Annotated in this window: 18 protein-coding genes; 11 read left to right on the top strand and 7 right to left on the bottom strand. The window is 47.6% G+C overall.

The annotated features are described in order from the left end of the window. Window positions 1-108: 108 nt before the first annotated feature. From EIM92_RS05460 to EIM92_RS05450, 3 genes are read right to left on the bottom strand one after another with little or no spacing between them, the layout of a single operon-like run. Entirely contained in the window at window positions 109-1,659 is a 1,551-nt protein-coding gene (locus EIM92_RS05460; RefSeq protein WP_125081820.1) for a response regulator transcription factor, read from the bottom strand. Window positions 1,660-1,676: 17 nt separating this feature from the next. Further along, window positions 1,677-3,473 carry a sensor histidine kinase gene (locus EIM92_RS05455; protein WP_125081819.1) on the bottom strand — a complete coding sequence of 599 codons (1,797 nt, stop codon included), beginning with the start codon at window positions 3,471-3,473 and terminating at the stop codon, window positions 1,677-1,679. Then, the gene (locus tag EIM92_RS05450; protein ID WP_125081818.1) at window positions 3,466-5,034 is read right to left on the bottom strand and encodes a response regulator; all 1,569 of its coding nucleotides are present in this window, start codon (window positions 5,032-5,034) and stop codon (window positions 3,466-3,468) included. Before EIM92_RS05450 ends, EIM92_RS05455 begins: the two co-directional genes overlap by 8 nt. A gap of 183 nt (window positions 5,035-5,217) precedes the next feature. Here EIM92_RS05450 and EIM92_RS05445 point away from each other — a divergent pair, with 183 nt between their 5' ends. Then, entirely contained in the window at window positions 5,218-5,856 is a 639-nt protein-coding gene (locus EIM92_RS05445) for a polysaccharide deacetylase family protein (protein WP_125081817.1), read from the top strand. Between the two features lie 643 nt (window positions 5,857-6,499). Here the strand turns inward: EIM92_RS05445 and EIM92_RS05440 are convergent. From EIM92_RS05440 to EIM92_RS05425, 4 genes are all read right to left on the bottom strand, one after another. Then, window positions 6,500-8,467: an FAD-dependent oxidoreductase gene (locus EIM92_RS05440; RefSeq protein WP_125081816.1), complete on the bottom strand. Its 1,968-nt coding sequence runs from the start codon at window positions 8,465-8,467 to the stop codon at window positions 6,500-6,502. A gap of 185 nt (window positions 8,468-8,652) precedes the next feature. Further along, window positions 8,653-9,459, bottom strand: a complete 807-nt coding sequence (locus tag EIM92_RS05435; protein ID WP_125081815.1) for a MerR family transcriptional regulator — start codon at window positions 9,457-9,459, stop codon at window positions 8,653-8,655. A 204-nt stretch (window positions 9,460-9,663) separates the two neighbouring features. Beyond that, a complete protein-coding gene (locus EIM92_RS05430) occupies window positions 9,664-10,278 on the bottom strand; it encodes a class I SAM-dependent methyltransferase (RefSeq protein WP_125081814.1) in 615 nt (204 codons plus the stop codon). Window positions 10,279-10,417: 139 nt separating this feature from the next. Next, entirely contained in the window at window positions 10,418-10,888 is a 471-nt protein-coding gene (locus EIM92_RS05425) for an SRPBCC family protein (protein ID WP_125081813.1), read from the bottom strand. A 574-nt stretch (window positions 10,889-11,462) separates the two neighbouring features. Between EIM92_RS05425 and EIM92_RS05420 the strand changes: the two genes are divergently transcribed. The 10 genes from EIM92_RS05420 to EIM92_RS05375 all read left to right on the top strand — a co-directional run bounded on the left by EIM92_RS05420 (window position 11,463) and on the right by EIM92_RS05375 (window position 26,590). Continuing rightward, the gene (locus EIM92_RS05420; protein WP_125081812.1) at window positions 11,463-13,277 is read left to right on the top strand and encodes a sensor histidine kinase; all 1,815 of its coding nucleotides are present in this window, start codon (window positions 11,463-11,465) and stop codon (window positions 13,275-13,277) included. Beyond that, window positions 13,255-14,811 (top strand): response regulator transcription factor, encoded by a 1,557-nt coding sequence (locus tag EIM92_RS05415; protein WP_164515039.1) that lies wholly within the window; start codon window positions 13,255-13,257, stop codon window positions 14,809-14,811. The genes EIM92_RS05420 and EIM92_RS05415 overlap by 23 nt, the downstream gene beginning before the upstream one ends. 192 nt (window positions 14,812-15,003) lie before the next feature. After that, window positions 15,004-17,280 (top strand): glycosyl hydrolase, encoded by a 2,277-nt coding sequence (locus EIM92_RS05410; protein WP_164515038.1) that lies wholly within the window; start codon window positions 15,004-15,006, stop codon window positions 17,278-17,280. 105 nt (window positions 17,281-17,385) lie between these two features. Further along, window positions 17,386-19,548, top strand: coding sequence for an alpha-galactosidase (locus EIM92_RS05405; protein WP_125081809.1), 2,163 nt, complete (start codon window positions 17,386-17,388; stop codon window positions 19,546-19,548). 283 nt (window positions 19,549-19,831) lie between these two features. Then, the gene (locus EIM92_RS05400) at window positions 19,832-20,791 is read left to right on the top strand and encodes an ABC transporter permease (RefSeq protein ID WP_125081808.1); all 960 of its coding nucleotides are present in this window, start codon (window positions 19,832-19,834) and stop codon (window positions 20,789-20,791) included. Window positions 20,792-20,827: 36 nt separating this feature from the next. Further along, on the top strand, window positions 20,828-21,763 hold the full coding sequence (locus EIM92_RS05395; protein WP_125081807.1) for a carbohydrate ABC transporter permease: 936 nt from the start codon (window positions 20,828-20,830) through the stop codon (window positions 21,761-21,763). A 92-nt stretch (window positions 21,764-21,855) separates the two neighbouring features. Continuing rightward, window positions 21,856-23,556: an ABC transporter substrate-binding protein gene (locus EIM92_RS05390; protein WP_125081806.1), complete on the top strand. Its 1,701-nt coding sequence runs from the start codon at window positions 21,856-21,858 to the stop codon at window positions 23,554-23,556. A 144-nt stretch (window positions 23,557-23,700) separates the two neighbouring features. Beyond that, entirely contained in the window at window positions 23,701-24,666 is a 966-nt protein-coding gene (locus EIM92_RS05385) for a glycosyl hydrolase (RefSeq protein ID WP_125081805.1), read from the top strand. Between the two features lie 192 nt (window positions 24,667-24,858). Further along, entirely contained in the window at window positions 24,859-25,593 is a 735-nt protein-coding gene (locus tag EIM92_RS05380) for a response regulator transcription factor (RefSeq protein WP_125081804.1), read from the top strand. Further along, complete coding sequence (locus EIM92_RS05375; RefSeq protein WP_125081803.1) at window positions 25,586-26,590, top strand: sensor histidine kinase; 1,005 nt, start codon at window positions 25,586-25,588, stop codon at window positions 26,588-26,590. The genes EIM92_RS05380 and EIM92_RS05375 overlap by 8 nt, the downstream gene beginning before the upstream one ends. The last annotated feature ends 66 nt before the right edge of the window (window positions 26,591-26,656 follow it).

The raw sequence follows: 26,656 nt of genomic DNA, 5'->3' as shown, positions 1-26,656 counted from the left end.
TATTAGCTACACAAGAGGTTTGTAAGCCCTTTCATGTATCTTACCTTTATTTTAGAAGCGCTGATAACGGCGAACTATAGCACAATTAAAGGATTAACCCTAAAAATATTAGATCATGGTGTTTTTATACTCATTAGGCGACATTCGCATCCGAATTTCGAATTGCTTAAAAAACTGGCCGTAATGACTGTAACCGACAAGCTCCGCTATTTCACTGTTCTTCAGCTGACTTTGGCTAAGCAGATGCACCGCTTCCTCAATCCTTAAATTATGTAGAAGCTCATTAAAGCTAATCCCATTCTTCTTCTGAAGCAGCTGTCCCAAATAGGCCGGATGCATATAGAAAATTTCACCCAGCTTTTTCAGCGTAAGACGCTCGTGGTAATGCTCGCGAATATAATCATTAATTTCGTTCACGATGCCTTGCGACTGTCTGGATTGTTCCATCATTAATAGCTCAATCCCGTCCATGCCGCATGTTCGAAGCAGCTTCATCAGATCATCCATAATAAATACAGAGTCCGATAGCCCAGGGAGCTCGTATTTCTCAAGCAGCAGCTCAGCCTTCGATTCGCTCGTCTCCTGCAAATACTCCATGATTTTGCACATGATATGAATGACGACCTTTTTGACGACTTCCGGTGCAACAAATAGCTCGCGAAAGCTGCGGGCAGCCGTATCTATCGCCTCCTGGAAGGCGGCCTGATCCAGAAGCGTAATCGCCCCAAGGATTCTCTCTAGCAGCTGTAGTTGATCATAGTGATAATTCAAAGGGCGCTTTGAAATCTGTTCATAACGTAAGATATGGTCATATCCCGAGTCATAAAATTTATAAACCGCCGCTTCCTTCGCCGTTCGATAGCTGTCTCCGATTTGGAACAGGGTACCGGATTCGATCCCGACAGCCATAAACACACGTGTCCCGGCATATTGCCGCACCAGTTCTTGAATCATTCGGCAGGAAGATTGCTCCAACAGTCCCAATCCCTGGCTCGGAGCATAGCCGTATACGATGCCGAAGCGGTTCATCTCTAAATCAATCAAGTACATCGCCTCTTCTTCGTACAGCAAGGCAGCGGCCTTCCCCCGCAGCTCGGCAAAAGAGACTCCCTCCGTCTGGACAAGGCAGAAATTCCAAATTTCCCGAAGCTGCGATACTCGGTTAAGAACCCTCGCGGCTGCCTGATCCAACGGAAGCCCTTGCAGAATATCCTTGATCCGCGAGACAATCTCCTCATAAGAGGCGATTTGAGTGAAGCTCCGCTTCTCCATCTCCTGCACAAGCTCCTCATAGATCTCGGCCAATTCCTCCTCAGCCTCTTCTGGAATGATCGGCTTCAGTAGATAGTTGTTCACACCATAACGAAGCGCTCTTTGAGCATATTCAAATTCACTATATCCGCTGAGAATAACAAACCGCACGCTATGGCCATGCTCTGCCTGCCAAACCGCAATCATTTCTAGCCCATCCATAAGCGGCATGTTGACATCCGTAACGACCAAATCGGGCTGCAGCTCCTCGATCATTCGCAGCCCTTCTACTCCATTGCTCCCAATTCCGCATATTGTAAATCCGATTCTCTCCCAATCGATCCACAGCTGCATTCCCTCCAACGCGGCGGGCTCATCGTCAATCAAGAGTACTTTAAAAGTCGTCATTTCCTCTGCCTCCTTGGCTATATACGTTCAAGAAGCTTCAGCGGGATTTCATAACTAATCTCCGTCCCCAGCCCAGGTTGGCTAACGATATCAAAGCGAACCTGATCATCATAATACAGCACTAGCCGGCGATACACATTGCGGATGCCGATACTCGTGCCCGAGGAGTTCTCATTCCGCACAGCGAGAATAACCTCCCGAAGCTTAGCGGCCTCCATCCCCTTGCCGTTATCCGCAATCACAATACGCAGGCGCCCTTCCCTTACTTTGGCGCTAATCCGCACAAGGCCCAGTCCGTCGATCATCTGGATGCCATGCTTACAGGCATTCTCAACCAGCGGCTGAATGCTCATCTTCGGAATTTTATACGGAAGTGCCTCCTCCTCGATTTTAAATTGATAGTCAAATTTTTCTCGGAAGCGGAATTTCTCAATTTTCAAATACATTTCTATAAACGTTATTTCTTCCTCAAGCGTTACAACGTCTTCCTTCCAGCTGAGCAGTCTTCGCAACAGTTTGGACAAGCTTTTGATAATGTCGGTCACGTCCGAATAGTTGTTCTTGGTACAAACGACCAAAATAGCGTTCAGTGTGTTGAATAGAAAATGGGGGTTCATTTGGCTCTGCATAAAATTAAGCTCTGCACGGACGCGCTCCATCTCTAGGTTTTTCTTCTGGATCTCCAGCTTGTAGACGTTATTAATCAGGGAATTGATCTTCGTAGTCATCCTATTGAAATTGCGAATCAATCCGCCGATTTCGTCACGCCCCTCATCGATTCGAATCAAATCAAATTTCTCATTCGACACCTTCTGCATGTGCCGGGATAACCGTTTGACCCGATAGTTATAGGATCTCAGCATGACATAAATAAACAGCGTAGCCGTCAAAGTTACAGCGGCAGCCATCATGCCGATGAACAGTCGCATATCGAGCATCGCCTTCGTAATTCGCGTACCCTCCGCGAGCCCGATCAGCCGCCAGCCTTTCACATATTTAGCCGTACCGATCGAAACCATATGTATATCCTCTTCGTTATACTGCCTCGGCATTTCAAAGACAGGATACGGCTCCAGTCTGCCTCTCTGGTAACCGGTATCCGACGACATAATAATTTGATTATGCTCATTGACCAGGTAGAGATTCAAATAGTCCTTTTCCCGCACGATCACATCGTAAATTTTACTCAGATCAATATCGATTCTTAGCAGCTTCTCATAGCTATCGAAATGATCAATATAATCCATCTTCTCAATAACGCTCAAATAGGGGGAGGTATAAGACTTGTCACTGCTGTCCGTTGCCTGGTACGCCGCCACCATCACGCGCTCATCCGATGTTTTCCACAGCTTATACCAGTCGCTGTTCATCACTTCCTCGTTAATCACCTGATAGTTTCCTCCGCTAACAATGGATGAATTATCCGTAAAAATAGTGATGCGTTGAATTTGGTTGTTCACCGGCATGTAGCTGGTTACCCGGTGACGAAGCTGCTCATCGAAGGCAACGTAAAAATCCAACTGATCCTCGTACACCTGATCCAGCATCTCATACAGCGTCCGATCCCGGCTCAGGGCATGGCTGACCGCCATGCCCCCATCAAGATAATCGTGAATATCCTTCCTGGCCCGTTCTAGCGAAATCTCCAGGTTTTGCTCCTCCCTTGACATGATCAAATAAGACATCCGATTCATAAATAAAAGATTCATGAGGATGATGGGAAGTAGGACGCCAATAAAGAACACAAGCAAAAACTTATAATTTAACGGAATATCATTCACGATTCTTCTAAGCTTGGATAGTCTCTCAGGCATCTATGACTCCCCCTGGTTCGGCAGCTGCTTTTATTTCAGCCTCCTGCCTGTATGCCGAAGGCAGCATTCCCGTACTCAACTTAAATTTATTTATAAAATAGTCCGTATTCGGGTAACCGACCTGCAGAGCAACCTCGGAAATTTTCATCTGGGTTCGCTTTAGCAATTTTTTAGCTTCCTCAATCCGCTTGCCGTTCAAATAGGCGTTGAAGGATTGCCCCGTATTTTTCTTGAATAATTGCCCCAAATAAGTTGCATTCATGTGAAACTGCCGAGCCAGCTCCTGAAGCTGCAGCTTGCTGCGAAACTCCCGATCCACGTACTGAATGACATGAAATATGGTGTTGCTCTCATTCTCCCGTTTCAATTCGCTTAACTTGGATGCTCCCTGCATGCAAAGCTGCTGCACGTATCGCCCGATCAAGCAATAATCCGCCAGTTCGCCCAATCCCCCGTGCTCTAGTTGCAGCTCGGACATGAGCCTATCCGGATCTCCGCCGAGTTCAGAAATGCGTTCGCAGAGCATCCATTCCAAATTCACAACGTGAGACTTCGCCGCCTCGATTTCGGACACACGACCAGCAAACGAAGCGATAAATTCCTTTACACATTCCTCAATAGACATCAGACCTTCCCCTGTTATCGCATTAAACAGCTGGTCGAGTTTCTCCTTATGCGCCTCATGCGTCGACTGCCTCTGACGTTCGCCGCAAAAGTAGAACAGTCCGCATCTTCCCTGGCTGCGCTTTGCTCTAAGCACTTCATCAGCTTGCCGATACAGCTCTCTGATCGTAATGATTCCGCGACCTTTACCGCTGACGGCCACTGTGATGGGATGCTCAGCGTGGGCGGATAGCTGTTTGTGCAGCTCTATAGCAGCCTCACCGACCCTGCCGTCCAGGCAGGATTTCGAATGAATGAGCAAGCCTGTTCTGCCTGAGGAATCCTGAAAGGAGTGAACGGTGTCCGGGGGAAAATACGCCCTGGCCCACTCGTCCAAATCCGCAGAAGAGGACAAAACATCCAGCAGAATACACTGCAACTCGGACGGCTCCTGAAGCTTCATGGCTTGCGCCGCCTCCTGTCTCAACCGCTCGCCAGACTCGCCTTGGATGAAACGATTGATCATATGGTTTATGACAAACAGCTGCTGCTTCATCCGTTTTTGCTCCAAATCCCTATCCTCCTGAATGCTTGCATTCAGCCTGGTTAGCAAAGTGTTCATGTCGTCATCGTCCACGGGCTTAAGCAAATATTCTGCCACCTTCTGCCGCATCGCCGATCGAGCATAAGTAAAATCATCGTAGCCGCTAAGCACGACGAATTTAGGCGGCTTCGGAAGCAATCGATTACACTGTTCGATCAGTTCAAGGCCATTTAAATTGGGCATATTGATATCTGTAATCACCAGCTCGGGCCGTTGATTTTCTATCATCCGAAACGCCTCGCTCCCGCTTAAAGCTTCTCCGCAAACGTGAAATCCGTATTTTTCCCAAGCTATCATTGTCCTCAACCCTTCAAGCACCCAGGGTTCGTCATCTACCAGCAATACATTCAGCATGCTAAACCGCCTCCTTGGTTCTATTCGCCACGCTTTATGAAAGCGCATACATTAATGCTTTTATACCGGTGAAAGAAAGGATACTTAAGTAAGCCTGATTCTATCAAAGGAGGAATAAAAAAGAAACATCCAGAATTAATAAATATCACTCATTCGTATATATAGAACAAGGAGGCCCCCAACATGTCAAACTCGGCAGTAATTCATAAAATCGATATCAAAGAGAAGGTAGTAGCATTTACCTTCGATGACGGACCCAACCCTGTATATACCCCGCAAATCCTGGAGATCTTCCGGCAAGCCAGCCCTACAGCAAAGGCGACCTTCTACATGATCGGAAACCAGATTGAGCAGCATCCCGAACTTGCACAGACCGTGTATAACGAAGGGCATGAAATCGGCAACCATACTTATACGCATCCTTTTTTGTCAAAGCTCACCAAGCAGGAATGCGCGGATGAAGTCATCCGGACGGAGAAACTGATTCAGGAGACGATTGGCATGAAGCCGCTAACCTTCCGTCCGCCGTATTTTGACATTAACGAGCAGGTTGAGGGGGTTGTCGCCAGTCGGGGCTATACCCTAATTGGGGCGATGAACGGGGCAGCAATGGATTGGGAGCAGCCAGGTGTACGCCATATTGTTGAAAAGACGAAGGAAACCTTGTCCCCCGGCAGCGTGCTGCTCTTCCACGACGGCTTCGGCGACCGCTCACAAACAGTCGAGGCTGTGCAGATTCTTGTCAGAGAGCTGATTGCCGAGGGCTACAGCCTGGTCACCGTTAGTGAACTCATTAAGTTATCCGCCAGGAACAAGGCTTAACGAATCGTGCAGAGACACTAACTTTCAGTCGAGTTCATAATCACAGGAGTAATATATAAAATAATATTTGACAAAAAATACTTTAATAATATGATATGGATAAATTAGGTATATCCTCACAATAATAGAACACTCGCCACATTTCATATTAGGCTCTTACACCCCTTTGGGCAAACGATTGCATTAATAGTCGTTAGTCAGTCAAACGATTTGTCTACTTTCAAACACTGTATACACACTTCTAAGCGAAATCCTTTCATCCAACACGGCTGCGCTTAAGAAACGGAATAATTTTCTATGCGCAAAAAGGCAAACGATTGCACAATGAGTTAACTATCGACAAAGGTCTGCCGTTCAGATAGAACGGCAGACTATTTAATAACAGAATCCTCCAATATTTAAACGTGCGAAGATACATAATTATAGACACTCATTACAATTTAAACAAATACACGATGAATCGTTTAACTAATAATAGGGGGCTATGCCATGAATCATCGATTAATAAAAGGCAGGTCAGAATTCAGGAATATTTATTGAAAGCTCAATCATTGAAGAAAATCCAACTTTGCCACAGCAAAAAAGTTGCGTGGCAACGATTAAAAGGGAGCTGCAATAGACACAGCTCCCTTTCATTTTATTTCTATTGGGACAGCGCGCTAGTCGCTGCGCTCTCCCCTCCGAGCCTTCCGGAGGTGAATGAATAACCGATACCTACTCCGTTGCCGACATACGTATCGTTGAATAGCACGCCCTCCGACTCCAAGCCTACCGCATACAGACCTTTGATCGGCACACGCTTGTCGTCCAGCACCTCGAACTTCGTGTTAACGAGCAGTCCGCCGACAGACCCTAGATTATTGATCTCCGCAATAATTGCGTAGTAAGGCCCTTCTCCCATTGGCAGTAGATACTCTTTGGCTTTGCCGAACTCAGTATCCACCCCGGTCTTCGTTGCTTCCTCATATTTATGGAACGCATCCAGCAGAACATCCTTGTCCATTCCGGCGTTCTGAGCCAATTCCTCTATTGTATTCCCTTTATAACCATCGCCGTTCTTTACCATCGCCTCGAAAACCTCGTCAGCATTGTTCCAAGGATTGTCCAGCGTGAACTGATCCTGGAATGCAGCGTAGAACTCCGGCGGCATACCCGGCAGTTTCGGCGCGTTCACACCATTCATCCCTTTGGCCATAAGCGCGTCCAGCTGCGACTTCGAGACGATGACGAGGTGATAAGCACCGTTGAATGCGCTCGTATTAGCTGCAGCCACCGCCGTAAGCGTTGCTGCCTCATCCCGGAATCTAGCCCCCGAAGGGCCTACATTCATAAAGTTAGGCAAATAAGTGAGCATCAGCGGATAGCTGGCTTCATAAGGCGAGAACTGTGTTTTTAGCTTGTCCGTTGCCCGTGCCAAGGTCTGGTGCAGCATTTGTCCACCGAAATTATCCGGTACCTTCGCGCCCGCTTCCCATGCCATCTTCAAACCTTCCCCGATGTTCTGACCAAGGCCGCCGTTCACGCCTTCAAAGCCGAAGCTTTCCTTCACCATTTCCTTATTCGCTGCATAACCGCCCGTCGCCATAATGACACTCTTCGCGCTAATTTCCAGCGTCGTGCCATCCGCTTTCTCGGCGATCACACCAACGACATCTCCGCTGTCATTCGTCATGAGCTGCTTGGCGGTCGTCTCCGTGATCACCTGTCCGCCTTGCTTCTCCACCGATGCGGACAGCATGGCTCGCAATGTCTCCTGACGCGTCTCATAAGGTGGCAGAACATGAAGTTGTTCCCCGGCGAAGTTCAGGAAGGTCGTTTTGTATCCTTTTTCAGCCAGCCAATCATACGTTTCTCCCGACTTCGTTACATATTGCCGGATCGCTGCGGCATCGACTCGCCAGTGATTGTTCACGATCCAATCGGCAATTTCCTGTTCCACATTAACCTTCAGCCCGCTCTCCACGGCCGCTGAGGAGTTATAGAACTTCCCGGCCCAGGATAAATTGCTCGCCCCGCCAATCGTGGCCGTCTTCTCGATAATGATGACCTTCGCGCCTTGATCCGCTGCCGACACAGCTGCCGATACCCCGGAAGCCCCAGCACCCACTACGGCAACATCCGCCGTTAGCTTCTCAATCTGACCAGCTCCGGCCTTTTGAACCGCTCTTCCCTTGAAGGCTTCCACATTAGCCCCCGCCTGCTTAACAGCATTCTCTACCGCAGCAAGCAGGGCGTTGCTCGTTTCGGTGGCACCGCTAACCGCATCAACTGCCAAGGTTTGCCCGGCAATGATCTGTTCCTTGACTCTCTCAATTGCGGTATCACCGATTCCTGCCGTTTCCGTCTGGCTTACGATGCGAATGTCCGTAATTTGCTCAGTCTCATCAAAGGTAACCTCAACCTGTATTTTCCCATCCTTTCCGTCTGCCTCCGCCGTATACGTTCCTGGTTTAAAAGAGCCAGACGGTGCAGTGGATTCCTGCTCCTGTTTTGCCTGTTCCGATTCCGCAGGCTTAGCTGCATTATTGCCGCTGCACCCGCTTAACATCGTTAGCAGCAGTACGAAGCATAGCGTAATGATCGTTACGCTGTGAACTGTCTTTTGACGCATTGCTGTTCTCCCCCTTATTCATCCTGTTCATTCTCCCGACTTCGGGGACCAAGATATAACTTTACTGTAAACATTGGTGCTGCTCCAAGGTCAATGAAGAATATGTGAAAAAAATCTCAAAGTCCGGCGAATCCGCTAATTTTTAAAAATATTCACCAATGATAAATGGCATCCGATCCTTGCCGCTAAATCGGAATATAGATTTCCAAATACGTTCGGCTATGATCAGCCATTTTCTCAGTAAGCAAAATTTTGCCCGTAATATCTCCAGCTATGGAATAGCCGTGCTCCTCCATGTAATCCAGCATGAACTGAAAAGAATCGCAGCTTATAAATTCCTCCTGAGAGATAACAATGACTGCACTTACGCAGGTTGTCGGAGGTAGGTACTCGACACTGTCATTCATGACTGCGTTCAGCCGCACGCTGTCCTCTTCAAGTAAGGTGAGCCCCCAGCTGTAGTCCGTAACGTCATGTCCAATCGCCTGATCTTGATTCTCCATCTTGAAAGAATAGTAGGTGTAGGGCAGCTTCTCCATCCAGTCCTGCACGACACACTTCAATTCCTCCCTCTTCAGCAGGTCATTCTTGTGCGTCTGCTTAATCCGGAACCTACCCGGCAATCTCCGAATTTGACATTGATACATCGACTTTTTGGCCTGTTCCAGCTCCTCTTGAATCTCATTCATTTTATGCAAGAGCATGGTGCTCCTCTTAATCTCCAACTCCAGTTGATACCGCGCTTCGCCTATCTTATCCATAATTTCATCCGATGAGGCTTCCTTCATAAGGGAAGCGACCTCGTGCAGGGGAATTTGCATGCTGCGATAAAATCTGCTCATCAGCAAATCCCTAACGTCCAAATCATGGAAGAACCGATAGTTGTTCTGGTTGTTCTTCAGCGGACGGATAATATCATGCCTCTCATACAGCCTCAACGTATCGGTTGTCACGCCTACCATTGAAGCAAACTCACCAATAGAGTATTTCATACGCTGTCCTCCTCTCTGTAGCTAACCCCATACTTCTGGCGAATTGCTGCCGCCGCTTACTTTTAATGATAGAATGTTTCGTCAAAAAAAATTGTGAAATGTGTCACCTACATGCCGCTCGCTCTCGGTGTACTCTCTCTTGGAAACACAAAAATGACCCTTAACGGGTCATTTGCTATCTTTTCTAATGAGCTAAACAGAAACTTAGCCCGTCGGTTTGTCTTTAAGACGATAGATCAAAAACTTCTCTTTCTTTTGGGTTGCTCCAGGGATAGTCACTTTATTGATGAGCTGGAAAGGCGTGTGCATCTGGAGATACTGTTTATACGCCGCAACAGGATAGTAAAGGATGATCTCGACCGTGCGCGGCTTTTCCTGGACAGATCGGAGAATATTCTGGACAACCTCTCTAAAGATTTCAATAGAAAAAGGGTTGAAAAAATAGAAGGTATTATCCGTCTCCTTCACTTCATACTGCTCCGCAAGCCCATACTTCAAACGGATTGGAGCGCTGATATGCCCCGCCTGCTGCCTGTAGCTCCCCTTATTTTGAAGAGCCTCTTCATACGTCTTCTCATGAACCTCAATGCCCGTTACGGGAATTTGGAATCGATGATGAATATAAAAGGACACCCGGCCCCGTCCGCACCCAAAATCCACAACTTTGTCTGACTTATTCAACTTATACACTTGAAACAACCTATCTAATGCCTTGTAGGGCGTTGCTTCGTAACGATGGTAAAGCACCGTTCCGTTCCGCCACTCTCTCATGCCAACCGTTCTAATTCGCAGCGATTGATCGTATTTTCTTTCAGCCATAGATAAATTCCTCATTTTTTAAATTGTTGTAGTCTTGTGATCCCCCATCATACTCAACCAGCGCAAGACTTACAACGGTTCCTCACTAACTTTCGAAAAGTTGTTAAATACACAAAAAGAAAGGAAGGGCAAGCCCTTCCTATTTCAAAATAATCTGCGTATATTTCTCGTACCATATTTTCCATTCCTCATGGCGTTCTTCTACCTTCTGTCCGTCCATTAGCCTCTGAATCACGTCCAGGCATACATGCCAGCCGGCCAAATCCTTTGGAGTATGATCCGTAATCTGAGTTATCTTCTCTATGAAGACAAGACGGCACCCGCTGGCTTCAGGAAATAACTCGAAACGCACAAGATCCTCGCCCCAGGCATATTCCAATATGGATTTTGGTTTGAGCTCCATAATCTGAAGCTCCTCGAACGTTCCGTCCTGCATATCAAATATAACGGCCCCTCCTTTGCGGATATCGTCGATCCGAAGCTCCGGGAACCATTCGGCCAGCTTGTCGTTCTCGGTCAACCAAGACCACACTTCTTGGATGGGATGCTTAAGCCGCCGCTCAAAACGTGCAATATAGCCCTCATCGGCTTGCCGGATGTCTGCTATCAATGAAATTCCTCCTCATGAAGCGGCGCTGCTTGCCGCATTTGGAATAACCATATTATGTAACGCAGCACACTTGTTATGCTCGGTTCATTGTCTTTTCAGCAGCGCGGGATCATCGTTACCGCTTCAGTGCGAGTCGCCGTCTACCTCCTCCGCATAAAACAGCTTGCCATTTAGAACACGATCCCCAGCGCCAACTGTCTCAAACATACCGCTTCCCCTCCCGCTTTTAAGCAGCTTACCGCTCATCGATGCAATGAAATAAGTTTAAATTATTTTACCATTTTTCTCCTGAACTTCAATGTAAATTTACTTCACCGCCACAACAGATTAAGTCCCCTCCGTACTCTCCTGCCCCCGATAGAAGGCGAATATATATTAAAGATTGTAGAATTATGTTATTACATTGACGAATGAAATCGAGAAGGATATTATCTTTATATTAAAATAACAGAACTCACAAATTGTTATATAATAATCTAACAAATATAATATCGTTTCACGGTTATTTTCTGCACCCTTTTCATTAAAGGGGGCGTTTTTATGGGGCTACAGGAGACCAGAGGGGGCTGAATATATGAATTTTATCAAACTGCTGAACGACATAAAGCTTAGAAGAAAGCTGTCTTTGACCTTTATCACCGTCGCTGTAGTCCCGCTTCTGATCAGCGGAATCTTCCTAACCAGTAAACTGCGGGAAATTATGATTGCGGATACCTTTAAACAGGCTACGGATAATGTAGAACGAGTCCGAAAGCGAACGGAGGAAGTCATCAAGGTGCCGCTGGACATTTCCTATCAGCTCTCCAACGATAACCGGATGAAATCCGTGGCAAGCCGCAGCTATGAAAGCTATATCGAGGTCATTCAGACCTACCGTCAGTATTCTGATATTCGGGATTATATTCGGTTGTATAAAGAGGTTAAGGGCATCCGGCTATATACGCCCAACCCGACTATGCTGAATAACTGGGAATTTATGCAGCCCGACGAACAGATCGAGCAGGAAGAGTGGTTTAAGACAGCGCTAGGGAAAAAGGGGCTCGTCGGCTGGGGGTTGGTCGAGGATGAGCGGGATCAGACGGAATACTTAAGCCTAGTACGAAAAATCAATTTGAACGAGCCTGGTCAGGAAAGTGTACTCGTCATTAACGTTAATACGGCACTGCTCAATTCCATCCTCTCTCAAGAATCGTTCGCTACGATGATCGTGGATGACCATAATAACATCGTGGCAACTAATCGTCCAGTTTTATACGGGAAGAACCTTTCGGAAGTGCATAGCGAAGATCGTGTCCTAACACAAAGCGATGGGAGCTTCGATGTCGATCTGGATGGAGAACGATCCAAAGTCGTAATCTCCAGTCTGATTCCAGAGAGTAGCTGGAATGGGCTGCGCATCATTTCTACGTTTAAAGTGTCGGATATCGTTAGGGATGCGAACGAAGTCATCCGCTTGGCCACGCTCGTTATTATAGGCTGTCTGATTATTGCAGTAATGCTTGTCCATGCCTCGGCATCTCTAATTACAAGCAGGATGCTGCGATTAAGTAAGCATATGTCCAGAGTAGGCACAGGTTCCGGATTCTGGGATACTTACCTTGACTTAGACGGCAAAGATGAAATCGGACAGCTCTCCAGACAATTTAATGCTCTCGTCCAACGGATTAGTCAGCTAATGCTGGAAGTCGAAGAAAGCAATCGTCAAAAACGGCTGCTGGAGCAAAAGCAAAATGAGATCAAGTTTAAAATGCTGGCGAGTCAAATCAATCCCCATTTCTTATTCAATACGCTGGAATCGATTCGCATGGAGGCGCATCTCCGGGGCGAAGAGGACTTGGCGGAGGCTGTATGGCAGCTTAGCAGTCTGATTCGTAATAGTCTTGAGGTTGGTAACGGCAAAATTCGTCTTTCCGAGGAATTGAATATGGTGCGCTGCTACTTGGAACTGCAAAAATTCCGGTATGAGGACAGACTTCAATATAAACTGGAAATTGCACAAGGCACTGAAAATATGGAACTTCCGCCGCTAATGATCCAGCCACTGGTAGAAAACTCGATTATCCATGGATTGGATCACAAGGAGGAAGGGGCAACGCTGATTATCATTCGTACGGAGCTTGGCGAGGAAGGCGAAGTATACGTCAAGATTCAGGATAACGGAGCAGGAATCCCCACATGGAAAACGGAGGAACTGCAAAGGCAGTTGAAGAAACAGGAACCGGAGGAAGCCCAGGGGCGGATTGGGCTCCGCAACGTGCATGATCGCCTGCGGCTTACCTATGGCACGGCTTCGGGGCTTTCAATTGAGAGTAATGAGGGCGAAGGAACAACAATTACATTTTGCATACCGAGGGGGAACGAGAACGATGTTTACAGTAATGATTGTTGATGACGAGCCGAAACTGCGTCTTGGACTACAAACCTTGATACCTTGGCAGGAATTAGGGTACGAGATCATGGGAACGGCGGCCAATGGAAATGAGGCGCTTCGTAGTGGTGAGGAGCAGATTCCCGATGTGATGCTGGTCGATATCCGTATGCCTGGCATGGATGGGCTGCAGCTCCTCCAGGAAGTGCGCCGTCGTGGTTGGAGCACACATGCCATCGTGCTAAGTGGATACGCCGATTTCGAGTACGCCCGCCAGGCGCTCGAATACGGTGTTGAAGGCTATTTGCTTAAACCAGTTAACAAAGCGGAGCTGACAGCTCTGCTCCAGAAAATTCACGAGCTGATTTCCGCTGAACGGCTGGAGAAACGGGTGCAGCAGGAGGCAAAATCACAGGAGTGGGCGGTGTATTCCCTACTGTCTGGCTCACCTAATTTAGCAAACGCTTCCATCGATGAACTTGCTGGATCGTTAGATATGGATTGGCCGAAATATCAGATTGTGCTGATCGCTTTTTCGGGCCTTCATCCGGAGGAGGACGAGCGCATCCGTAGCTTCCGGGAGCGGCTAATTACAGCGTATGCAGCGGATGGTCAGGGCATTGTTCTCTACTTTGCTCCCTATACGGTACTGCTTCTCGCAAATACGCTAGAAGGCGAATTAAGCCGGGCCAATCTATACAGAGAACTGCAGATGCTATCTGGAGAGATCCGGATCCAGATGGAGGTGGCGGCAGGCGAAACGGTACGGGAGCTGCATGAAATCCCAGCTTCATTTCACACTGCCCGTTCACTGCTCAAGCGCAGCTTTTTCTATGATAAAGGAAGGGTGCTGAGCTTGGAAACTCCAGAAAGCTATCGCCGGGCGGCCTCCAATTCTAAGGATACATCCCTGCTGGACGATGAAGCGGTAGCCTTTCGCCTCTATTATTTGGTTGATGTCGGAAATGCAGAAGCTGTCCATTCCTTGCTCGACGAGGTTGCTAGACTAATGGCAGTTAACGGGAATGGAGAAACGGAGATTCGAGAACACTTCTTCTACTTGGCCAATGAAACACTGCGGAAAATTCCACCTCGCCTCTGGTCAGAAACCATCTATCCGGGGGAACCTGCTCAATTCTTGGCCGGTATATACAGTCAGCGCTTTATCCGGGATCTTGTCGATTATGTAACCACTGTTATGGAAAGGCTGGCCCACTGCGCAGACTATACTAGCCGAGACAATGAAATGAAACGCCTGCTGGACTTCATTGAGCGACATCATCCCGAAAATCTGCGGTTGGAAAGGCTGGCTGGACTGTTCAATTACAGCAGTTCCTATCTGGGTCAGCTTTTCAAAAACCACACGGGGGAATATTTCAACGCCTATCTCGACAGAGTTCGGATTGGCAAGGCAAAGGAGCTGCTAAGCCAAGGGTGGAAGGTGTATGAGGTGGCAGAAAAGGTAGGATATTCGAACGCAAATTACTTTCACAATAAATTTAAAAAATTAGAGGGTCAGTCGCCCTCCGCGTATCAGAAAAAATGCGAGAGATGAAAAACCCCCGATGAAAATTTATGATTGTTTCTGAAACCCCTGTGGATTATTGCATGAAATCATGCGAAATTAGTGATATGTCTCCATCCCCCCGCATGCTTTATAGTGGTAGCACGAGAGGGGGAATGCAGAAAAATGAAAGCGATGTCAAGTTGTATGATATACGCTGCGCAGGCGAGGAGAAAATTCTTCGTGGTTTTGTTATGCATGATTATCTTGATGGGGATGTTGGGTTCAGCTCATCCAGCTACTGTTGTGGCTGATGCTTCTTCAACCGTACCAGATGCTGTCATTAACATTGAGGATGCACCATCTGTCGATCCGACTAACAACATAACGGTGACTTATGCTAAGGCTGTGTTAGAAGGTTACGGTGTTGAGAAACGCGGTTCTATAAACGAAGATGAAGATACTTTGTATGACGGTGAAGGCTATATCTCTTACTTTTTTGACGAAATTGCAAACGCTACAGAACCCATCGGCAGTGCAACATTTACAGTAGATGCTGCGGAAGCGGGCTTGTATGAACTGAGTTTAGGCTACTACATCCCCGAAGGCTATGGGGACAAAGTAACCAGTATCCAGATTAATGGTGCAGGCACCGGAGAGCTGACCCTGGATGCGCCGGCAGCAGGCACGGTTCGTGCTGAAAAAATGGTCAGTAAAGTACTGCTGGATGCCGGCAGCAATACAATCCAGATTATGCGCGGGTGGGGCTACTACGGCATTGAGCATATCAGGCTTGAACCAGCTAACGCACCTGCATCCAGTAACAAGCTTGGAGCAGAGAATAGCAGCATGTCAGGCGAAGACTCAATAAGGAACTCCGGACGAGGATACTCTGGCGAAGCGCACAAGACAGACACATTGACCAATCCCGAAGTAACAGCTGAGGCCAGAGCGCTGATGGACTACTTGGTCAGCCAGTATGGAAAAAAGATTATCTCTGGGCAGCAGACACTTGAAGATGTGGAGTGGATCAAGGAGCAGACGGGCAAGTATCCAGCGATCTTCTCTACAGATTTAATGGATTACTCTCCTTCCCGCGTCGCTAATGGAGCCTCCTCCACGGAGGTCGAAAAGATGATCGAATGGTCTAAACGCGGTGGTATCGTGTCATTATGCTGGCACTGGAATGCCCCGAAGGGAATCGGCGGCAATGAGCCTGGCAACGAGTGGTGGCGGGGCTTCTACACCGATTTTACAACCTTTGATGTGGAATATGCGCTTACTCATCCGGATTCTGAGGACTACCAGCTCCTAATTCGGGACATTGATGCCATCGCTGTTCAATTGAAGCGTCTACAGGATGCGAACGTTCCTGTGTTGTGGAGACCGCTGCACGAGGCGGAGGGCGCCTGGTTCTGGTGGGGAGCCAAGGGGCCTGAGCCAACGAAGCAGCTATATAGGCTGATGTATGATCGATTGACCCATGAGCACAAGCTCAACAATCTCATTTGGGTATGGAACTCCGAGAGAAAGGACTGGTATCCGGGTGATGATGTCGTGGATATAGTAAGCCTTGACATCTACAATCCTGCAGGCGACTACAATCCGAGCATCGCAAAATACGAGGCTCTTGTATCTTTGGTGAATAACAAAAAATTAGTTGCATTGGCGGAGAACGGCCCTATTCCAGATCCGGATATTCTTCAGGAGTACGGCGCTGACTGGAGCTTCTTTAGTACCTGGACCGGTGAATACATCAGGGATGGCAAGACAAATACGATAGACCATTTAAAGAAGGTATATCAACACGATTACGTCATCACGCTCGACGAGCTCCCAGCAAACTTATACTCCAATTTTGATGGTAAGGCTGACCACCGCGAATCAACTGGGGAAATTGAAGGTAATGAGCAGAATGAGCACGCAGGGGACAGTTATGGAAGCAGCAGTGAGATACAGAATAGCTTCACGGATATTGAAGGGCATTGGGCTAAGAGCGATATTGAACTGATGCTGAACCAAAAAGTGGTGTTCGGCATTGGCAACGGGCAATTTGCACCGAATCATCCAATTACGCGGGCCGAAATTTCTGTGCTCATTGCCAGAGCAATTGGTCTTGACTCGCAACCAGCTACGGGCAGGTTCTCCGATGTCGCGAAAACAAGTTGGTATGCAGGTGCCATTGAAGCTGTAAGTGAAACGGGGATTGTTGGCGGCTATGCGGATGGTACTTTCCAGCCGAATGCTCAGGTTACACGTGAGCAAATGGCGGTGTTGATCGCTCGTACGATGGCCTATACAGGTCACAACCCAGCAGTGACAGGCAATTCTCTAGCACGATTCGCCGATAATTCATCTGTCAGTCCATGGGCAACAGCCGATGTAAATGAAGTATTAGCCTCAGGACTTATTCATGGAGTATCGACAGATTTATTTGCACCAAAGGAGATGGTGGATCGCGCGCAGGCTGTCGTCATGATCAAGCGTCTACTGGTTTATTTAAATCTCATGAATTCTTGATCATTAAAAATCCAAAAGAAGATCAGCTAACCGTTTACCTATACCAAATGGCTAGCGGTCTTCTTTTAAATACAAAATATAATCTAATAATGGAGTGAATATATATTGGCCATTTATGTAGACGAGTCAAAGAAGATCTTTCATTTGCAATCAGATCACACCAGTTATGTTATTCAAGTGATAGACGGCTATCCTGTGCATACCTATTGGGGGCAAAAGCTTCAAGCAGAAGGCGATTTGGCGGGGCTTGTGCCGGTTACGAGCAATGCATTTTTAGATACAATGCCTCAGGAGTATCCGCAATATGGGTCAGGTGATTTTCGTTCGCCTGCTTATCAGGTGCAGCTTGAGGATGGCAGTCGGATCACAGAACTTCGTTATAAAGGCTACTCTGTTTCAGCTGGAAAACCGGCTCTCGAAGGTTTGCCTTATGTATATACAGAGTCAGATGACGAAGCTGATACACTGGTATTGGAGCTTGAAGATGCATACACCGGGATGATTGTCTTGTTAAGCTACAGCATGTTTACAGGAGGAGCGATTTCACGATCGGCTCGCTTTATCAATAAGGGCAATGGGAAGCTGAGGCTGTTGCGTGCCTTAAGTGCAAATGTTGACTTATATGGCAAAGCGGATCATGAGCTGCTATATCTCTCCGGTCATTGGGCACGGGAGGCTCATATTCAGCGCCGGCCGCTCGGCCCCGGAGGAACGAATCTGGGCAGCCGGCGAGGCATGAGCAGCCACCAGCATAACCCGTTTGCAGCCGTGATCAGCCCTGGTACAGACGAGGATCATGGTGAGGTTTATGCCATGAATCTGGTGTACAGCGGCAACTTCCATGCTGAGGCGGAGGTCGATGGCTTCGGTCTCGTACGCATGGCGATTGGATTGAACCCATTCGACTTTGCCTGGACGCTCCGGCCAGGGGAGTCCTTTCAAACGCCTGAGGCTGTATTGGTTTATTCCGCTGAAGGGCTTGGAGGCATGTCAAGAATCTATCATCGTCTGTATCGGAAACGCCTCTGCCGCGGAGTCCATCGTGATCAGGAACGTCCGATACTCGTCAACAATTGGGAAGCGACGTATTTTAACTTTAATGCGGACAAAATCGAAACGATCGCTGAGGCAGGAGCCGAGCTTGGGATCGAGCTTTTCGTGCTTGATGATGGTTGGTTCGGTAGAAGAGACAGCGACAACAGTTCCCTTGGGGACTGGGTCGAGGATCGCCGTAAACTGCCGAACGGGCTTCGTGATCTGGCGGAAAGGATTAATAGGCACGGGCTGAAGTTCGGTCTGTGGTTTGAGCCGGAGATGATATCGCCGGATAGCGACCTATATCGTGCTCATCCTGACTGGTGTCTGCACGTTGCCGATCGGCGCCGCTCAGAAGCACGCTGGCAGCTGGTGTTGGATCTTTCGCGGCCGGAGGTATGTGATTACCTGTATCATGCGTTAGCCCGTATTTTCACAGACGTTCCTATTGCTTATGTCAAATGGGACATGAACCGCGCACTGACGGAGATCGGTTCTGCCATAGCTTCGGCAGAGGATCAACAGGAGATTGCGCACCGTTATATGCTTGGGCTTTACGATTTGCTGGAGAGGTTAACCACGGCATTTCCAGAAATTTTGTTTGAAGGCTGTGCCAGTGGTGGCGGTCGTTTCGATCCTGGGATGCTCTACTACATGCCGCAGGTCTGGACAAGCGATAATACCGATGCCGTGGAGCGATTAAAAATTCAGTATGGAACCAGTCTGATTTATCCGGTAAGTACCATCGGAGCTCACGTATCTGCGGTGCCTAATCATCAGGTTAGCCGGGAAACACCGCTCAAAATGCGTGGTGAGGTAGCGATGTCCGGAAATTTCGGCTACGAGCTTGACCTGACGAAATTCAGCGAGGCGGAAAAGGCTCTGGTTAAGGAGCAGATCGCCATGTATAAGGAGATACGCTCTCTTGTACAGCAGGGTGATCTTTTCCGGCTCAGAAGTCCGTTTGTCGACGATGAGACCTCCTGGATGTTTGTGACAGAGGATAAAACTGAGGCCCTTGTGTTCTTCTTCCGCGTGCTTGCCAAACCGAACCCTACATCTGGGATTCTACGGCTAAAAGGACTTGATGGATCCCTTACCTACACAATTAAAGGAGACGACGGTACTATCGGAACTTACCGCGGCGACCGTTTAATGCAGGCCGGTCTGATCATTCCCCAGCTTACAGGCGATTATGCCAGCACCTGGTTTAAGTTAAGTTCGATACATTAAAACACATGGTCAAAGACCAATGTATATAATCAGAGCTTGTAACCAATAAAGTTGAACAGTATCGTAGATGAAGGATGTCTCAAAGCTGCTGCTTTGCAGTCATCCTTTATTTATAGTTAGATTCGGATCGGCTATCAGCAGGAGTTTATTCACACATCCTGAAAACGAATGATTGTTTCTGAAATTATTGTAGATTATAGAATGAAATCATACGAAATCTGCGATATGTCTCCGAACTCCCCTATGCTTTATGCTTAAGGAAAGAGAGGGGGGAGACAGAGAGATGAAAGCGATAACACTTGAGAAGCAAACGAGCAGCGGGCTGAATAATAAGCCGCAAAGGTGGAAAGTGTTTAAAAATCAGAAGTATCTTTACCTCATGTCCATTCCTTTTGTGATCTGGGTTTTCGTGTTCCAGTATCTGCCGTTGTGGGGCTGGACGATGGCTTTTCAAAACTACAAGCCAGGCAAGGGCTTTTTTGAACAGAAATGGGTTGGACTAGAGCATTTCCAAATGCTGTTCCGTGATGATCAATTCTATTTGGTGCTTAGAAATACCATGGCTATGAGTATTATGGGTCTTGTAGCAGGCTTTGTATTTCCGGTACTGTTTGCAATATTGCTGAACGAGGTGCGGGTTCAAGCCATGAAGCGCTTCGTACAGACGGTGTCCTATCTGCCGCACTTTGTATCTTGGGTAGTTGCAGCAGGGATTGTCACCAAGATGCTGTCAACAGATGGCGGAGCTGTAAACGCTGTCTTAATGAGTCTGAATCTCATTGATGAACCTATTCAGTTTATGTCCCAGGGGCATCTGTTCTGGGGGATTGTGACAGCAGCCGACGTCTGGAAGGAGACCGGCTGGAACGCCATTATTTATCTGGCAGCCATTTCAGGGATCGGGCCTGAGCTTTATGAAGCTGCAAGGGTTGACGGTGCCAGCCGCTTGAAACAAATATGGCATATTACACTCCCGGGCATTCGCTCGACGATTATCGTGCTGTTAATTATGTCGATCGGCCATCTCGTTGGAATCGGATTTGAGAAACAGTTCCTGCTCGGCAACCATATGGTTAAGGACTATTCCGAGGTGTTGGATCTGTATGCATTGAATTATGGCTTATCTATGGGTAGATATTCCTTCGGTACGGCAATTAATATTTTCAATTCGTTGATCAGTTTGATCCTACTGTTTGTGGCGAACGGAATGTTCAAGAAATTTGCTAATGAAAGTATCATGTAAACTTAAAAGCATCCTAGTAAAGGAGGGGCTACAGACATGAACACAGCCGATTCGGTATCCACCTATAGGACAAAAAGGTCGAGAGCAGCCTCCAGATCTGCCCAGGACTGGATTTTTGATATCGTCGTATATCTGCTCATTGGAATCATTACTATTATTACGCTTTATCCATTCCTAAACGTACTAGCCATTTCTTTCAATGATTCTGTCGATACGGTTCGAGGCGGGGTGACGATCTACCCAAGAAAATTCACTTTGGAGAATTATAAGCAAATCTTCAGCTACAGCACCTTGCTCACTGGCTTCAAAATTTCGGTATACCGTACACTTGCAGGCACAGTGGCGGGTCTTGTCAGTGGCTCTATGGTCGCTTACACATTGGCTCGGACAGATTTTCAGGGAAGAAAATTCGTCTCGACGTTCCTGGCGATCACCATGTATGTATCCGGCGGCTTGATTCCTGGATTTATCCTCATCAAGAACCTGGAATTGATTAACACCTTTGCGGTCTATATTTTACCCGGACTTGTGAGTGCCTTTAACATCTTCGTCATTCGTTCTTTTATCGATGGCCTCCCTTTCGCCCTTCAAGAATCAGCCAAGATTGACGGGGCAAATGACTTTGCAATTTACTGGCGCATCATTCTACCGCTATGCAAGCCTGCGCTTGCTACAGTTGCGCTGTTCCTGGCCGTTGGACAATGGAATTCGTGGTTTGATACCTATCTTTTTAACGGTTCCAATGACGCTTTGACGACGCTCCAGTATGAGTTAATGAAAGTGCTGCAAAGCACAACGACCAATGCCAATAACATGCGTGGAGGCAATATGACAGAGCTGATGGCGCAAGTGTCGCCGGATTCCGTCAAAATGGCGATTACCATCGTTGCTACAGTTCCGATTTTGGTCGTCTACCCCTTCCTGCAGAAATACTTTGTCAAAGGGATGACGCTTGGTGCTGTAAAAAGCTGATACGCAAACGGGAATCGGCAAAGCGCGCCATTCTCTCATGCATCAGATTGATAAATCCGTACTTTTCATTAAATAAAGGGGTGTTTCATATTATGAAGACGAAATTCAAGAAAACTACGATTTCGGTCATAGCGTCAGTTCTTCTGTTAGGCCAGCTTATTGGCTGTAGCGGCAGCTCTACGGACGGAAAGAATTCATCTAATGGCTCAAATGCAGCCGGCAACAGCGTATCTCCTATTACATTAACCTATTTCACACAAGATCCTAGCGCCAATTGGAATAACATGCAGGATCGAATAGGCAAGATCATTACTGAAAAAACAGGCGTCGTATTGGATGCCGAGTTTGCGGTAGGCGATCCTACACAGAAGGTAGCGATTATGGCAGCAACGGGTGAAGTTCCTGATCTGATCGCGGCCAAAGCGGACATTGGCAAGCTGGTTGATGTGGGGGCGATTCTCGACCTGACAGACTTGATTGAGGAGCATGCTCCGAACATTAAGAAAATGCTGGGTGATCAAATTGTACGTGCTAAATACAGCCTGGAGGATCAAGCGATCTATACGGTCCCAACTTGGTCTGCCATTGACGAACGCAAGCTCAAACCGGATTATGGCTTCCAACTGCAGCACCGTGTTGTAAAAGAAGCAGGATATCCTGAGATCCGCACTGTTAAGGATTTTGAGAAGGTCATTAAGGAATATCTGGACAAATACCCTACGGATAAGAACGGCAATCCAAACATCGGACTAACACTCAATGCCGATGACTGGCATATGTATCAGGTAACAAATATGGGCTTCTTTACGACAGGCGCACCCGATGACGGCGAGTATTATGTCGACCAGGAAACATTTGATGTAACCTATCATTTCCGTCGTCCCGAGGAACGCGAGTATTTCCGCTGGCTGAACCATATGAACTCTATCGGGCTGCTGGACAAGGAAAGCTTCGTACAGAAAACAGATCAATTCAAAGCCAAAGTTGCATCCGGGCGGGTACTCGGCCTGATCGACCCTGCATGGGACTATGGCGAGGCGCAGAACGCTCTGAAAGCAGAGGGCAAATTCGATCAGACCTATGGTCATTACCCGGTTACAATGTCCAAGGAGTACAAGGATACCAGCTTCTGGCCGGCGGGCTTTGATGGAGGCTACGGCATAGCCATCTCGGCAGACTGCAAAGATCCAGTAGCCGCTATTAAGTTCCTCGACTATTTGGCCTCAGAAGAAGGTCAGGTTCTGATCAACTGGGGTGTTGAAGGTATAGACTATATTGTTCAGGACGGCAAGAGAATTGTACCAAAAGAAACTCAAGACAAAATGGACAAAGAAGGCAATGCCTATCTGAAGGAATCGGGGCTTGGATTGTACTGGAATCTTACGGTTCATTACGGGGATGGAATCCAGGATTCAACTGGAAACTACTTCACTAAGAACAACCGGGAAATGCTCATAGCTACTTTCAGTGAGCCTGAAAAAGATGTCTTGGAAGCTTATAATGTTGAAACCTGGAGAGATCTATTCCCGAAAGAAGAAGAGTTCCCTGAAAGAAAAGCGGGCGCGGCTTACAATATCGTTCTGCCTAGCGACAGCAAAGCTACGATTCTTATGCAAAAAATGAAAGATATTACCTGGAAGCGGATTCCAGAGGCGATTATGGCCAACCCGAACCAATTCGATAAAATCTGGGATGATTATATGGCGGAGTTGGAAAAGGCAGGCGTAAAAGAGATGGAAGAGGCTTACGGTCAATTCGTCAAGGATCGCGTTAAGCTGTGGAGCGGTGAATAGAATCCAAAGCACGAAATATTACAAAATTAGCTGGAATATTTCCGGCTAATTTTGTATACGCTTGACTAACCTCGCAACACTAAATAGATCATAATAGCCGCTGAATGAAGTTCGGCGGAATGGAAAGGTACGGATACCATACAAATGATGAATATCACACCATGCAACCCTAGAGCTTCCGATGAAGTAAGATCGGTTCTAAATTATCTCAGCGAAATTAGAGGAAAAGGCATTATAACGGGTCAGCACACGCAGACGATCGCCCAGGATGAGCTGAATTACATTCATGAAGTAACCGGTAAACTGCCCGCGCTTTGCGGCTTTGAACTGCTCGCCTATTCGCCGAACATTAATTATAATGACAGCGGCGAGGAATGCTTGCTGGAAGTTGAAGAAAACAAGGATACGCTGCAAAGAGCTTGGGAATGGGCGGAGAAAAAGAACGGATTGATTACCTTCACATGGCATTGGTTCTCTCCGCTCGGCGGCCGGGATAAGAGCTTTTACACAGAGCATACCGATTTTGACGCAGCTAAGGCGATTGTGGAAGGTACCGCTGAACACAAGGCCCTGCTGTCCGATATGGACGATATGGCTGAAATTTTGCGGGAATTCCGCGACAAACGGATCCCGATATTATGGCGGCCTTTTCATGAAGCAGAAGGAACCTGGTTCTGGTGGGGCAGCAAGGGGCCTGAAGTTGCGAAGCAATTATACCGAATCATGTACGATAGATATACCAAGCATCACGATTTGACGAACTTAATTTGGGTATGGAACTCCCCACTGGTCGAAGGCTATGTCGGGGATGATGTTGTTGACATCATTTCAAGAGATTTATATCCGCCAGCCCACCAGCATACGGATTTGCGACAGGAATATGAGGAGCTGATTCGCATTACTCCTACTCCGAAGCTTGCCGCTCTCGGAGAAATCGGCCCTCTTCCGTGCGTCCGGAGTATTTCCGAATCACGAATTCCGTGGCTGTGGTTTATGATATGGTCCAATGATTTTGGCAAATCCGACAAATTTACCAGGAAAGAGATACTGCGCAGCGCCTACCACAGTGACTATGCCATCACCTTGGATAGGCTGCCCAAGCTATATTAGAATGTAGATTAAAACCAGCTTGACCGAGTCTATTCACTACTCAGAATCCAATAAATTGAATAGAGCTAGGCAAGAAAACTGCTGACCATGATCTGGGCCAGCAGTTTTTTTATCATGTTTGTGTACTTTGCTACTTTCGGTCGAGAATTGTGTTGTAAAATAAGAGAATGATAACAAGCAGGGGGGAGCGCCATGTTTAAAATTTTGCTGATCGAAGACGACGCCAGCCTATTCGGCGAAATTCGAGAACGACTACAGCAATGGAGCTATGATGTATACGGCATCGAAGATTTCAGCAGCGTCATGCAGAAGTTCGCAGACGTGAAGCCCGATCTGGTCATTATTGATATCCAGCTGCCGAAGTTTGATGGCTTTCATTGGTGCCGGTTGATTCGCGCCCATTCCCATGTGCCGATTATCTTCCTGTCGTCGCGGGACCATCCCACGGATATGGTCATGTCCATGCAATTAGGGGCAGACGATTTCATTCAGAAGCCTTTCCACTTCGATGTGCTTGTAGCGAAAATTCAGGCCACCTTGCGCCGGGTCTATGATTATAATTCAGAAGCAGTCTCACTCCGAACCTGGTGCGGGGCGACGATCGATTATGAGAAGAACACGGTTAGGAATAAGGAAGGCTCCGTCGAGCTGACCAAGAATGAGATTTACATACTAAAGCTGCTCATTGAGCAGAAGAACAAAATCGTTACGCGGGAAGAGCTGATTAAGAGACTCTGGGATGACGAGCGCTTCGTTAGCGACAATACGCTGACAGTCAACGTAAATCGACTGCGCAAGAAGCTGGACGAGCTTGGCTTGGGCCGCATGATTGAGACGAAGGTGGGGCAAGGCTATATCGCTATCCAGGAGGAGACAATGACCGGGCAAGATTACAGGGCTCCCCAGGCTGGTGAAGGCCGTGATTAGAAAATACCTGATTGAACGCCGCAGCTGGATTTTGCTCGTCATTGCCCTGCAGCTGCTCACCTTGTCCATCGCCTATATCGACCCGGAGATTCAACTTCGCTCCGTGCTCTACATCGTTTTTCTATCTACAATGATCTTCGTCATCTTTCTCGTCGTCCGTTATCACCAGGAGACCCGGTTCTATAAACATTTGGAGGAATGGAAGCCGCATCTCGACGTGAGTGACCTAGCGGAAGGACATCGCCCCTTCGAGAGAATTACCCATACCCTGCTCCTTGAACAGACTAAAGAGCTCAAAGAAGAAGCCGCGCATAACCGTAACATGCTCGAAGAGGAAAAGGACTATCTCCTGTCTTGGATTCATGAGGTGAAGACGCCATTGACTGCGATGCATCTCATGCTAGAGCGGCTGGATGATGAGACTCTGAAGACGCAATTGACCTACGAATGGCTGCGCATCCACCTCCTGCTTGATCAACAGCTGCACCAGAAGCGAATCCCCTCTATCGAGAATGATTTATATATCGAGCGGCTTAACCTAAAGTCGATACTCTTCGCGGAAATACGCACCTTGCGATCATGGTGCATGCAGAAGGGACTTGGCTTTGAGGTGGATTTACAGGAAACCGAGGTGCTGAGCGATGCGAAGTGGCTAGCCTTCATTCTCCGGCAACTGCTAACTAACGCCGTAAAATATAGCGAGTCAGGAGACATCAACGTGAAGAGCTATACCCGCGGCGACCACATTGTCCTGGAAATACAAGATCAAGGCCGGGGAATCGATTCACGGGATCTTCCCCGCATTTTTGATAAAGGCTTCACCTCGACGACCAGGCACCATGAAGAAAAGGCGACCGGCATGGGTCTGTACTTAGCCCACAAAGCCGCCCAGCCACTTCATATCCTCATGAATATCACTTCCAAGCCAAGAACGGGAACAACTGCAATTCTTACCTTCCCTCAGCAAAATGCGTTCGTCCAAATTCAAGGCGAATAGCACGGCTTGGGGCCGCCAGGCATGTGACAGCATTGTCACATGCCTGGTTCAATTGTTCGTTGAAAG

The sequence above is a fragment of the Paenibacillus lentus genome, from assembly GCF_003931855.1.
GTDB lineage: Bacteria > Bacillota > Bacilli > Paenibacillales > Paenibacillaceae > Fontibacillus > Fontibacillus lentus.
This window is presented reverse-complemented; position numbering and strand designations above follow the sequence as displayed.